We start from the raw sequence: 12,676 nt of genomic DNA on the forward strand, positions 1-12,676 counted from the left end.
CAGCGTGGCACTCTCGCAGGAAGAGTATTGTCTGCCGACGGTGCAAAGAATGTCCGTGCACGTCCATCTCGCCACGAACGAAGCTGACTACGCGGCCCTCGGTGCGCTTGTCCGCGAATATGTCGAGTGGTGCCGCGCGCGCTTCGCGCAGGATGTCTGGCTGATCAATGAGGCGCTCAGCCATCAGTCCCTGGATCGCGAGCTTGAGAGCCTGGCGACGCGCTACGGTCCGCCCGGCGGCAAGGCCTTCCTGGCCAGGCGCGACGGCGAGATTGTCGGCTGCGGCGCCTATCGCCGACGCTCGGATGAATACTGTGAAATGAAGCGCCTATTCGTGCCGGATCGATACCGAGGCCACAGCATTGGCCGGAAGCTGTGCGACGCGATCATCGCGAGCGCGCGCGAGGACCGCTTCAAGCTGATGCGCCTCGACACCGCCGCGCAAATGAGCGAGGCCGTCTCGCTCTACGAAGCAATCGGCTTCAAGCGCTGCGCGCCGTACAACGACTATCCGGAGCGCCTGATGCCTCACATGGTGTTCATGGAACTGGCGCTGGACAACGGCTGAAGTGTTGCGGCCGCGGGGCCTGATGTTGTAGGTGCTTTACCACTATGATCGACGAAGACGACGACCTTCCGCCCCTGCCGGCGGGAAAGAAGAACTACATGACGCCGGAGGGCCATGCGCGGCTCACGGCCGAGCGGCGCAAGCTGTGGAACGAGGAGCGGCCGGAGGTCGTGCGCGTGGTGGAGTGGGCGGCCGGCAACGGCGACCGCTCGGAGAACGGCGACTACATCTACGGCAAGAAGCGGCTGCGCGAGATCGACCGGCGGCTGCGCTTCCTCGACAAGCGGCTCTCGATCGCCGAGGTCGTCGACCCGCGCCAGCAGCGGAAGCGCGATCGCGTGTTCTTTGGGGCGCACGTAACCTATGCGCGGGAGGATGACAGCGAGGTCACCGTTGAGATCGTCGGCATTGACGAGACCGACACCGGCCGCATCAGCTGGATCTCCCCCGTCGCGCGCGCCTTGATGGGCAAGTCGGTCGGCGACACCGCAACGGTGCCGACGCCCAAGGGCACGGAAATCATCGAGGTCGTAGCGGTCGAGTATCCGGAGTGAAAACTCTCCCCCAACATGGGGGAGGGCTTGGGTGGGAAGCCGCGTTTCGGTGCGAGAGAGTCTTCGCTCGCTTCCCCTTCCCTACCCTCTCCCGTCTCGGGGGAGGAGTTATGTGCACGTCGCTGCGGCGGAGTCCTGAGATCAGCCGCCCACTTCCCACACCTTCGTCCGCCGCGCGATGCGCAGCGTCTCGCCGCGGCCGGCGAGTTCGGTGCCAGGGGATTCGACCGCGGCAGACGCTGCGGCGACACCGAGGCGGCAGGCCTCCAATAGCGGCCGGCCGCGGGCGATCGCGAGCACCGCGGCACCGATGAGCGAATCACCCGCGCCCACCATGCTGATCACCTTGGCCTTGGGCGACTGCAGGCGCCAAGCGCTCTCGGGAAGGATCGCCAGCGCGCCCATGGCGCCGCGCGTGACGATCATCGCCTCGGCCTGGCCGTGTTCCCGCAGGCGATGGCCGACGCGCGCCATGCTCTTCCAGTCCGAGCGGCTTGTTCCGGCCATGTCGCGGAACTCGATATGGTTTGGCTTCACGAGATAGACGCCCGCCTCGAGCGCCTTGCGTAGGGGCGGCCCTGACGTATCGAGGATGAAGCGTCCGCCCTGGCGCCGCACCATGCGAGCAAGGCGGGCATAGAAGTTCGCCGGCACGCCTGGCGGCAGGCTGCCGGTCGCGACCACGTAGTCGTGACCCGCCGCCAAGCGTTCGATCCGCGCGAGCGCCGCCTTTACGTCCTTGGCGCTCCAACGCGGGCCCTGCAGCACCAGGCGGTATTGGCGGCCGTGCGTCGTCTCGTCCACCGTGACGTTCTGCCGCGTGGCACCGGCGATCGGAAACTCGACCACGTCGAGCCCGTCGCGCGCCATCAGCTCGCGGAGCGTGCGCCCCGTGGGCCCGCCGAGCGCCACGAAGGCGGTGCTCTTGCCGCCGAACCGGCGGATGATGCGCGAGACATTGACCCCGCCGCCCCCCGGCTCCAGCACCGCGCCGGCACAGCGCAGCTTGCGGTTCGCCAGCACGCGCGGGACGGAAGTGGAGAGATCAAGGGCAGGGTTGAGGGTAATGGTGAGGATCTTCTTCTGCATCGAGTGGGTCGGGATCCTTGATTGCAATAAGCCTTAGAGTGCGACAGTGCACTGTTGCAGCGCAATAGCACCTATGCGCTGCACACGTTCCTTCCGGCGGAAAGCGCATTTGCTTAGGTGCCCGATCGCTGGCAAGACTTGTCGCAAACATTTCCCAGGGGACGATGTGACAGCCACCGCTACAGCCATTTCGGGCAGCCGGCATCCGGCGCTGGGCGCTCTCTGCCTGTGCGGCGGTGTCATGATCTTTTCCGGCCAGGACTGGATCATCAAGCTGCTGAGCGGCGACTATCCCGTGCATCAGGCGATCGCCATCCGCGGCATCGTCGCCGTGCCGATCCTGCTTGTCATGATTGCCGTCACGGGAGACCTGCGCGCGCTGCTCTCGCCGCGGGCCGGCTGGCTCACGGTGCGCGGCCTCGTGCTGATGGTGGCGTACACGACTTATTACCTGGCTTTCCCCTCCATGCCGTTGGCGAACGTGGTGGCGCTCTGGTTTACGGTGCCGTTGTTCGTGACCTTACTGGCCGGCCCTTTCCTGGGCGAACGCGTGGGCTTGAGGCGCTGGATGGTGACCATCGCCGGCTTCGTCGGCGTGCTCATCATCGTGCGGCCGCTGACCAGCGCCTTTACGCTCGCCTCGCTACTGCCGATCGCCTCGGCGCTCGCGTATTCCATCTCTGCCCTGATGGCGCGGCGCATGGGCGAGACGGAGAGCGCCCCGGTCATGTCCGCCTATCAGAACATGGTCTATCTGCTGGTTGCGCTGGTCCTGGCGGCGATCTTCGGGAGTGGCCGGTTCGAAGGCACCGGCGATCCGAGCCTGGAGTTCCTGGTGCGCGGCTGGGCGATGCCGAGCGCCCGCGACCTGACGCTGCTTGCGGCCTGCGGCGTGATCGCGTCGGTGGCGACCGTCCTGCTGACCCAGGCCTATCGCCTGGCGGAAGCCAACTTCATCGCCTGCTTCGAATATACCGCGATCATCTGGGCGAGCCTGGGCGGCTATTGGTTCTGGAACGAGGTGCCGGACGTCTACACCTTCGTCGGCGCCGCTTTGATCGTCGCAGCCGGCTTCTACATGCTGTTCGCCGCGCAGCCGGCCCCACCGCCGGAGCGCGAACGGATCTAGCTAGATCCGCACCATGTGATTGTCGAAACGGTACTCGCCATTGGCGCCTAGGGGCGATGGCTGCGCGGCATCGCGGGATACGGTGAACAGCTCGCCGCTGCCGCTCGAGACCAGCATCTTCCCGTCCCTGCCGGTCGCGCTCAGTCCGCATCCGTCGTGGATCGCAAGGGTCTCGATCGCGGCGCCGGTCTCGTCCCACAGGCCGATGCAATTGCCGCGCGGTGAGCTGAGCGCGATCAGGCCGGCACTGCTGTCGACGGCCGCTTCGCCGCAATAGCCCCGCAGCCGCGCCCACCCGCCGTGCGGCGTCTCCACCCAGCGCGGCGCGCTGCCGGCGCCGTGCAGGAAGCCCAGGGGAAGATCGAGATCGGGAACGCTCGCCGAGTCCTGCAAGGCAGCCACGACATCGCCTTTCGCTGTCAATATCAGATGCCGGATCGACAGCCGCGCGAATTGCGGCTCCAGCGTGACGCGCTCCAGCAGCTTTTCCGCCTGCCAGTCGACATAGACGAGATCGGAGCGGATGTCCGGCAGATCGCGATCGGCCACATCGTCATGGCGCTTGTCGATGCCGCCATTGGCGATGACCAGCGTCTTGCCGTCCGGCAGCAGCGCCACGTCGTGCGGCCCGATGCCGAAGGTGGGAAACGCGCCGATCCGCTTGTAACCAGAGCGCGCATCATAGATGCCGATTGCGCCTTGATGCTTGCTCTCGTCATTCTCCGTCGCCAGCAGCAGATCGCCGCCTTGCACGAACAGGCCGTGGCCCGAGAAGTGACGCGAGCCGGCGGCCGGTATTTCCATCACCGCGTCGCCCGCCGATGTATCGATGACTAAAGCGAAGGAACCGGGGCGGCGCCCAAAACAGACGGCCTCATTGCTGCCCGGCCGCAGCGCCAAGCCGTGGCCGCGCGCGGCGAGATCGAGATCGAACTGAATCTTGCCATCTTCACCGACCGCCACGACGGCATAGCGGCCAGTAAGTGTTGCGGCAGACGACAGATAGCGGACATTGCTCGCCCATGCCGGCCTGCTGACCAAGAGCGCTGCAGCGCCGCTCGCCAGCAGAGCGCGCCGGGATAGCTTCAAGCTAGTCGCCATCGAGAGCATTGAAACCGATCGGCAGGTTGAGCGTGGTTGTGACCGGGCCCGCCAGCAGGTCGCGCAATTTCATCAACTCGGCGGCGAAGGCTTCCACCTGCTTCCGCTGCGTGGGATCGGCGACCGCCTTGTCGAGCGGCATGCCGACCTGGGCGAGTTCATGCGCGGCCCGATCGACAGTGGCTCTCACATCGTCGGCCACCTGCTTGCCGTCAGGTTGCGCCGAGAGCAGCGCGCCGAGACCCTGCTTCGCGCCGAACAGGTCACGCCAGCCATCGACATTGGTGGTCAGCACCGCGATCGATTGTCCGCTGCGCCAGTATTCTGCCGTGTGCGGCTTGGCCTTTTCGAGTGCACTGCCCAAGGGTGCCAGCAGCTTCATGTCACGCATCGCGATGGTCGCGGTCAGCAGGTCGTTGAGCAGCCGGCCTGCCGCATCGCGACCGCTCGGCACTTCCTCGTCGTTCTCCGACGGATGCTCGATGCGCGACAGGAATGACGACTCTCCTTCGGTCCAGCCGGTCACGACGTCACGCGCGATGGTCTTGAGGTTGTTGCCGATCGCATCGAACAGGCTGCAGCGGAACGAAGTGTTCGGACCATTCAGCTCGGCGAGCGCATCGTCCGCGAAGAGCAGGCGCTCCAGCGCCGGCAGGCCCTGCACGCCAACGGTCGTCGTTGCGAAACGTTTCGGCTCAAGCGCGGCACGATCCTGCTCCTTCAGAACCTCAGCCAGCTGGCGCCCGACCACGTTGCGCTTGTCCGGCCAATATTCGATCCGGAAGGCGCGCTGATGCTCGAAGATCGGGCCGAAGCTGATGTATTGAATCTGCGCCCAGGCAGCGGCAACCGCGGCGAATTGCTGTTGTGCCCCCTTGAGGGCGGCCTCGCTCGGCTGCTTGCAGAGCGCATCGAGCTGCGCCTGCAAACTCTCCGCTCTTTCCCCGAAGGCCCGATAGCTGGGGATGATCACGGTCTTCGCCGTCGCCGCGACCGCAGCCGAATAATCAGCATCCTCCAGCGCCAAGGCGGGATGCGTTGCGATGAGCAGCAGGATGGAGGCGGCGATGGCTCGAATCATAGGCCCTCCAGAAACGCAATCAGCGCTGCACGATCTTGTGCGGACAGCTCCACGGCCCTCTGCTTGGCCTGCGCCGCTTCGCCGCCGTGCCAGAGGATGGCTTCGAGAACCGAGCGTGCGCGGCCATCATGCAGCAGGTTGGCGCCGTCCTTCGCTGCGACGCGGGGGCCCAGACCCCACAAAGGAGCGGTGCGCCAGTCACGCGCGCCGGCGACCGGCGAGACGGAACCGTCCGCGGCGCGGTCGGCCAGTCCCTCACCCATGTCATGGACCAGCAGGTCGCTATAGGGCGAGAACCACATCATCTCGCCGGAGGCAAGTTCCGCCTGCTGTTGCGGCGTATGGCAGCTGCCGCAGCCGATCTTGGCAAAGATCGTTTCGCCTGTGCTTACATCGGCGTTCGGGCGCGATCCGGCAGGTGCCGGCAGAGCGCGCAGATAGGTGACGACCAAGGCGACGATGTTGCTCTCGATTTCGACCGAGCCGGGGGCTGCGCCATGAGGCGCGGCAAGGCAGTCGGCCTCGGCGATGGTGCAATCGCCCCACAGGTCCGGCCGCAACGGCGTGGCCAGGCCGAGGTCGAAATGGAACGCGGCGGAGATCTGATGCACCAGATCCGGCTCGTCACCCTTCCAGCCAAAGCGGCCAGGTTCGATATCCAGCTCGCCATAGTGGCCCATCGCGATCGAGCCGGAGATCCCATCGCCGTTGAGATCGTCCGGATCCGCCAGCGCGGCGAGGCGCGAGAGCGGCACGCGTTCCAGCAAGCCGCTGCCATGGAGATCCGGCGCCAAGCGCGGCGAGATCCAAGCGAGATCGCTCGACCCCTGCTCCCCCATGATCGCGAAGCGCGGCCGGCGCAGCTCGACAGTCGTGCCGTCGGCCAGCTGTTCCGTGTGGCTCTCGAAGCTGAGACGCAGGCTGCCTTCGGGCTTCAGGCCGGGCACGGCCATGGTCTGCACCTGCAGGCCCAGCTCGGGATGCGGCGCCAGCTTGCCGTCCTTGACGGCGCCGACCCGCACGGCGAGACCCGCGGAGGCCGGCAGGTCGCCTTCCTGCAGCGAGACAGCAGCGCGGCCGCCGCCCTGATGGCAGGAGCTGCACGCCCGCGCATTGAAGAGCGGGCCGAGGCCGTCGGCCGCCTTCGTGGAGGACGGCGCGGAGACCCACGGGCGCTCGAACAAGGCCTTGCCCAGCACCGCGTCCATCGAATCCTCGGCCGCCGACGCCGCCCCGCCAAAGGCGACCGCAGCCGACGAAACGACAAGGGTCTTAAGCCACGCGGACATAGCCCATCATCCCGGTTTCCTGATGCTCGATGATGTGACAATGCATCATCCATTCTCCGGGGTTGTCTGCCGTGAAGGCGATCTCAACCCGCTCCTTCGGTCCCACCAACACCGTGTCGGCGAGATGCGGGACGATCTCCTTCTTGCTCGATCGCAGCACGCGGAAAGTATGGCCGTGCAGATGCATCGGGTGCGGATGGGGCGTGCCGTTGAACAGCTCGAAGATGTAGGATCGGCCGCGCTTCAATTCCGCCAAAGGCGGCGGCTTCAGCTTATGATCCTGCCCCGACCAGGACCTGCCGTTGATGGCCCAGAACGTCCGCTGCGGCAGGCAGACCTGATCGATGCCGATGTCGTTCTCTTTCAGATAGGCCTGCAGCTCCGGCGAGACGTGGCCCGCCGTCAACTCGAAAGTCAACCGCTGGGCGCTCGTGAGATCCGGTTCCGGCACGCGGCTGGCAGCCAGCTCCGGCATCGAGCCAATGCCGGGCAGCGCACTTTCGATGAACGAGATCTCCGCCAGCAATTCCGGCTTCGAGCCCCACACGTTCTGCAACCGCACTTTCTGCCAGGGCATGCGGAAGGCAATGTCCGCGCGCATGGCCGGGCCGAGCGTCCAGGTCTTCAAGGGAACCGGCGGTAGCGGATTGCCGTCGGTCGCGATCACGAAGCCCTCCGCGCCCTCGAGCGCCAGCACCACGATGCGCGAGACATCGAGGTTGAGGACGCGCAGCCGCACCCATCCATGCGCCAGCGCCTCGAGCTGTGCATGGGGCTTGGCGTTCACCGTCTCGACGCTGCCGAAGGTGCCGGCGCGCGCCGCGCCCTTGTCGGTCGAAAATGCGTCGAACGAGCCGTCCGGCTTCAGCCGCCAATCCTTGATCGCGACGACGTGATCCGCGAGAAACAGGTTCTTCTCCGCCTCATCCTCCACGATCAGCACGCCGGCAAGGCCACGGCCCAATTGCTCGACCGTGTTGCAGTGGGGATGGAAAAAGAACGTGCCGGCATCCGGCGGCGCGAATTCGTAAGCGAAACTCTCGCCGGTCTCGACCGGCGGCTGGGTCATGTAGGGGACGCCATCCATCGCATTGGGCAGACGGATGCCGTGCCAGTGGATCGCGGTATGTTCCGTGACCGAATTGGTCAGAACCGCGCGGAACGGCGCGTCGCGCCGGGTGCGGAGGACTAACGGCCAATCGTCGCGATACGCCCAGACCGGCGTTGTGGTGCCCGGCAAGAGCGAGAGCGACCGCTCCCGAGCCACCAGCGCAACGGGTGCGCTATCCGCTGCAGCCGGATACGGCAACGGCAGCGCCGCGAGCGCTGCCGTGCCAGCCAGGAAGTGTCGCCGTGTCCACACGGCTCCCGCTATTGAAGGACGGCGGATGGATTGTCGAGGGAGTCGGAGCCTTCGATCGCCACGGCGCCGATCTTCAGCGCGTCCACCGCCTTCTCGATCGCGCGGGTCTGGGCGATCAAGGCGTCGATGGCGTCCTGGACCATCTTGTTGCCGTCGGCATTGCCGTCGCCGATCATCTGGTCATAGGCCATCTTGCCGCTGTCGGCGGTCTCCTTGACCTTGCGCAGCTTGGCTTCGGCGTCGGCCATGGCAGCCCTCACGGCCTTGTCGGCGTCGGGCGAGGCGGCTTTCACCAACTCGGACAGGCTCGGGCCTTTGACCACGCTGCCGTCGGTGCGCTTGTAGCTGCCCTCGTAGATCGCGATCATGCCAACTTCATCGTAATAGTGCGAGTTGTGCGTGTTATCGGAGAAGCAATCGTGCTCCTCCTCCGGATCGTGCAGCAGCAGGCCGAGCTTCATGCGCTCGCCCGCCAGCTCGCCGTAGGAGAGGCTGCCGAGACCGGCGAACATCATGCCGAGCGCGCCGTTGCCGCCGGCATCGCGCAGCGCCTTGCGCGCGGCGCCGTCCGCGGTCCAGTTGGCGACCATCTCCTCGAGGTCATCCACCAGCAGCGAGGCCGCGGTCTTGAGGTACGCCGCACGGCGGTCGCAATTGCCATGAGTGCAGTTGGCGGTGTCGTAGTCGCTGGCGGGACGATTGCCGGCACCCGGGCCGGTGCCGTTCAGATCCTGGCCCCACAGCAGGAACTCGATGGCGTGATAGCCGGTCGCCACGTTGGCCTCGGACTCCGCCGCCTCGTGCAGCTTGTCCGCCAGCAGTTCCTTGGTGATCTTGCTGGTGTCGACAGTCTCGCCGCCGAACGAGATGCTGGTGTTGGCGATCACGTTCGCGGTGTACAGCGGGTTGGCATCCGATTCCGTGCCGTAGGTATCCGCCACGTAGTCGATCAGGCCTTCGTCGAGCGGCCAGGCATTCACCTTGCCCTCCCAGTCATCGACGATCGGGTTGCCGAAGCGATAGCCCTCGGTCTGCTGATAGGGCACGCGCGCGGCAAGCCAGGCCGTGCGCGCGGCCTTGAGGTTCTCTTCCGTCGGCTTGGCGATCAAAATGTCGATCGCCTTCTCCAGCGCCTCGGCGGTCTTCAGCGAATCCTCGTACTTGGCGTGCGCGATGTCGGCGTAGGTGTCGATCACCGCCGCGGTATCGGCCGCCAGCGCCGAAGCGCCGCCCGCCATCCACACGCCACACATCAACGCGCACCACAAACCAGCCTTGCGAACCATCGGTCCCTCCACACATCAATCGTGGCAAGATAATGAGAATGATTATCAGAGGCAATCGCAAATGGGCCGCAGGCCAGGATGCCTCTATACTGCTGGAAAACACCGATTATTTGACATACTGCACGACCTCGAACCCTTCGAAATTGGGGCCGCCGATATAGAGGTCGCGGTGTTGGCCGGCACTCTGGTGCGCCTTGCGGAACGCTTCGGACTTGGTCCAGCCCTCGAAGGCTTCGCGGGAGGCCCACACGGTGTGCGAGGAATAGAGCGTGTGGTCCTCACGCTGCGACCCTTTGAGCAGATGGAACTCGACGAAGCCCGGCAGGTCGCGCAGGTAGGTGTCGCGCTCGCGCCAGATGCGCTCGAACTCCGCTTCGTTGCCCAGCTTTACCTGGAACCGGTTCATGGCAATGAACATGCGTGTCTCCTTTCGGGGGGGTGATCGTTGATGGAAGCGGGCCGGCTGCCCGGCCAAAGAACGATGTAGGGTCGATCGCGTTGCGGGTCGCGCAACAGGCGCGCCGTCACCTCGAACACCTCGCGCATCAGCCCTTCGCTCATCACGTCCGGGACCGCGCCGTCGGCATAGGTGCGGCCGCGATGCAGCACATGGATGCGGTCGGCATACGCGACCGCGTGATTGGGATCGTGCAGGATGGCGATCACGCCCACGCCCTGCTCCGTCATGCGCCGCGCGGCGGACAATGCCAGATGCTGGTGGCCAAGGTCGAGATTGTTGGTCGGCTCATCCAGCAGCAGATAGCGCTCGCTTGCCTCTTCCGCATAGAGCTGCGCCAGCACCCGCGCGAGATGCACCCGCTGCCGCTCGCCGCCGGACAGCGTCAGATATGAGCGTTCCGCCAGGTGGGCGATTCCGGTCTCCTGCATCGCCGCTGCAGCGGCGCGCAGGTCGGTACGGCCCGGATTGCTGCCCATGTGGGGCGAGCGGCCGATCAGCACCAGCTGCAAGGCGGTGAAGGCGAAGCCGAGGCTTGGGCTTTGAGTCAGGACCGCACGACGGCGGCTCAAGTCCCGCGCCGGCCAGGACGAGAGCGGACGGCCATTGAGCTGCACGCTGCCCTCGTCCGGCTCCAGAGCACCCGACAGGCAATGCAGCAAGGTCGACTTGCCCGCGCCGTTGGGCCCGACGATGGCGAGGAACTCGCCCGCCCGAACCGCGACGCTCACCTGGTCCAGGATGCGTCGCGAACCGCGCATGATCGTGATGTTGTTTGCCGTCAGCATCAAAACGCACCCTGCGCCTTCTGGCGCAGCAGAAGCCAGAGGAAGAAGGGTCCCCCGAGGAAACTGGTGATGATGCCGATCGGCAGCTCCGCCGGGACCACGATGGTGCGTGCAAACAGATCCGCCAGCAGCACCAAGCATGCGCCCAGCAGCGCCGACAACGGATAGAGCGTGCGATGGTCCGCGCCCATCATCAGCCGCACCAGATGTGGCACTAGCAGTCCCACGAACCCGATCGCGCCGGTCATCGCCACGATCGCACCGACATCCAATGCAACCAGGGTGATCATCCAGCGCTTGGTGCGCTCGACGTCGAAGCCGAGATGCCGCGCCTCGATCTCGCCCAGCAGCAGCGCATTGAGATGCCGCGCGAAGCGAGCCAAGGCGATGGTCGCAGCCAGGATCAATGGCCCGACGAAAACCAGTCGGTCCCACGTCACGCCGTTGAGGCTGCCCAGCATCCAGAAATTCAGGTCGCGCAGCTCGTTCTCCGAGCTCAAGAAGACCAGCAGGCCAATGCAGGCGGCGGCCATCGCGTTGATCGCGACGCCCGCCAGCAGAAGGGTCGCGACGTCGGTTCGCCCCTCGCGCGTCGCCACGGCATAGATCGCGATGGTGGTGAGGAGCCCGCCCACAAAGGCGGCGATCGGCAGCGCGTGGCGCAATACCGGCGCAGATAGATATTCGAACAGCGGCCAACCGAGGACGATGAAGGCGGCTGCCGCGGTGGCCGCACCGGTCGACACGCCGACCAGGCCGGGATCCGCCAGCGGGTTGCGGAACAGCCCTTGCAACGTGACACCCGCCACGGCCAGGCCTGCGCCGGTCAAAACGCCGAGCGCAATGCGCGGCAAGCGGATCTCGATCAGGATCGTGCGCAAGGCCTGCATGGAGTCATCAACCGGCGCCAGCCCCAGCTGCTGCGCAATGAGGCGCGTGGCGGTGCCCGGCGGGATATGAATCGCGCCGGCATGGATCGTAACGAAGCAGATCGCGACCAGAGCCAGCGCGGCAATCATGGTGGCAATGGCGGTCTTCTGCGCCTGGCGGTGCGTGATCAGGGCGAAATCGGCGGTGGAATGCATGATTGCTAGTTGGCCGCTTCGGGCGGCGCGGCGAAGCCGGGATGCAGCGCCCTCGCCAGATCGCGGATGGCCTGCGGCGTGCGCAACCCGAAGCCGAGGAGCAGCAACGATTCCATGGCGATCACGCGCTTGGCCTTGCCGGCCGGGGTCTGCGCAATGTCCGGCCGCCGAAGCAGCCCTTCGACACCGCCCAGCTTTGCGAGCGTCAGCTCCGTCACCAGCACCACATCCGGTGCGGCGGCGATGATGCCCTCCGACGACGCCGGCTTGAACTCCTCGAAGCCCTCGATGGCGTTGCGCCCGCCGGCGAGCGTGATGATGGCATCGGCCGACGTGTTGCGGCCGCCGACCATCGGCGCGCCTTCGCCCACCGAGAACAGGAACAGCACGCGCGGCTTATCCTTGATCGCGCTCAGGCTGGATCTCAACGCGGCGAAGTCCATCTCGAGCCGTTCCGCCAGCGCATCGCCCTCCGCCTTGCGGTCGATAGCGGCCGCGACGGCCTCGACTTTCTTGATCACGCCCTCCGGCGAATGCTCGTCCGGCACCAGCGCCAGACATGTGCCGGCGGCGCGCAGCTGATCCAGCACCTGCGGCGGCCCGGAATCGGCGATGGCGAGGATCAGCGAGGGCGACAGGCTCAGGATCGGTTCCGCCGACAGCTGCCGCATATAGCCGACCTGCGGCAGCGCCTGCGCTGCCTCCGGATAACGGCTGGTGATGTCGACCGCGATCACGCGATCGCCCGCACCGAGGGCGTACACGATCTCCGTCACGTCGCCGCCGATGGAGATGATGGGGCCTTTCGCAACCGGCAGCGTGCAATCCGCCTGAGCGAGGGGCGCCCAGCCCAGCATGGCCAGCATCGCGCAAGTTCCCAGAACCC

General features: G+C 66.1%; 13 protein-coding genes. 3 read left to right on the plus strand and 10 right to left on the minus strand.

Features of this window, described 5'->3' with window-relative positions; all coding sequences use genetic code 11:
- Positions 1-49: 49 nt before the first annotated feature.
- Together DTX69_RS04900 and greB are read left to right on the plus strand one after the other, a co-directional pair.
- Positions 50-568, plus strand: coding sequence for a GNAT family N-acetyltransferase (locus tag DTX69_RS04900; RefSeq protein WP_119300375.1), 519 nt, complete (start codon positions 50-52; stop codon positions 566-568).
- A gap of 44 nt (positions 569-612) precedes the next feature.
- Entirely contained in the window at positions 613-1,122 is a 510-nt protein-coding gene (gene greB / locus DTX69_RS04905) for a transcription elongation factor GreB (RefSeq protein WP_119300376.1), read from the plus strand.
- Positions 1,123-1,263: 141 nt separating this feature from the next.
- On the opposite strand, the gene DTX69_RS04910 is transcribed toward greB, so the two are convergent.
- Complete coding sequence (locus tag DTX69_RS04910; RefSeq protein ID WP_119300377.1) at positions 1,264-2,211, minus strand: 1-phosphofructokinase family hexose kinase; 948 nt, start codon at positions 2,209-2,211, stop codon at positions 1,264-1,266.
- A gap of 166 nt (positions 2,212-2,377) precedes the next feature.
- On the opposite strand from DTX69_RS04910, the gene DTX69_RS04915 reads away from it, so the two are divergent.
- Positions 2,378-3,340, plus strand: a complete 963-nt coding sequence (locus DTX69_RS04915) for a DMT family transporter (protein WP_162916674.1) — start codon at positions 2,378-2,380, stop codon at positions 3,338-3,340.
- Here DTX69_RS04915 and DTX69_RS04920 read toward each other — a convergent pair whose 3' ends face one another.
- From DTX69_RS04920 to DTX69_RS04960, 9 genes are all read right to left on the minus strand, one after another.
- Entirely contained in the window at positions 3,341-4,429 is a 1,089-nt protein-coding gene (locus DTX69_RS04920; protein ID WP_162916676.1) for a DUF1513 domain-containing protein, read from the minus strand.
- A gap of 1 nt (position 4,430) precedes the next feature.
- A complete protein-coding gene (locus DTX69_RS04925; RefSeq protein ID WP_119300380.1) occupies positions 4,431-5,522 on the minus strand; it encodes an imelysin family protein in 1,092 nt (363 codons plus the stop codon).
- A complete protein-coding gene (locus DTX69_RS04930; protein WP_119300381.1) occupies positions 5,519-6,811 on the minus strand; it encodes a di-heme oxidoredictase family protein in 1,293 nt (430 codons plus the stop codon). The genes DTX69_RS04925 and DTX69_RS04930 overlap by 4 nt, the downstream gene beginning before the upstream one ends.
- Positions 6,795-8,174, minus strand: a complete 1,380-nt coding sequence (locus DTX69_RS04935) for a multicopper oxidase family protein (protein ID WP_284735546.1) — start codon at positions 8,172-8,174, stop codon at positions 6,795-6,797. The genes DTX69_RS04930 and DTX69_RS04935 overlap by 17 nt, the downstream gene beginning before the upstream one ends.
- Positions 8,175-8,182: 8 nt before the next feature.
- Positions 8,183-9,460: an imelysin family protein gene (locus tag DTX69_RS04940; RefSeq protein WP_119300383.1), complete on the minus strand. Its 1,278-nt coding sequence runs from the start codon at positions 9,458-9,460 to the stop codon at positions 8,183-8,185.
- A gap of 106 nt (positions 9,461-9,566) precedes the next feature.
- A complete protein-coding gene (locus DTX69_RS04945; RefSeq protein ID WP_119300384.1) occupies positions 9,567-9,878 on the minus strand; it encodes an antibiotic biosynthesis monooxygenase family protein in 312 nt (103 codons plus the stop codon).
- Positions 9,863-10,705 carry a heme ABC transporter ATP-binding protein gene (locus tag DTX69_RS04950; RefSeq protein ID WP_119300385.1) on the minus strand — a complete coding sequence of 281 codons (843 nt, stop codon included), beginning with the start codon at positions 10,703-10,705 and terminating at the stop codon, positions 9,863-9,865. Before DTX69_RS04950 ends, DTX69_RS04945 begins: the two co-directional genes overlap by 16 nt.
- Positions 10,705-11,790, minus strand: a complete 1,086-nt coding sequence (locus tag DTX69_RS04955) for a FecCD family ABC transporter permease (RefSeq protein ID WP_119300386.1) — start codon at positions 11,788-11,790, stop codon at positions 10,705-10,707. The genes DTX69_RS04950 and DTX69_RS04955 overlap by 1 nt, the downstream gene beginning before the upstream one ends.
- A 5-nt stretch (positions 11,791-11,795) precedes the next feature.
- Entirely contained in the window at positions 11,796-12,656 is an 861-nt protein-coding gene (locus tag DTX69_RS04960) for a heme/hemin ABC transporter substrate-binding protein (RefSeq protein WP_162916678.1), read from the minus strand.
- Positions 12,657-12,676: the final 20 nt, after the last annotated feature.

Source organism: Dongia deserti (assembly GCF_003574735.1).
In the GTDB taxonomy this organism is placed as follows: Bacteria; Pseudomonadota; Alphaproteobacteria; order Dongiales; family Dongiaceae; genus Dongia_A; species Dongia_A deserti.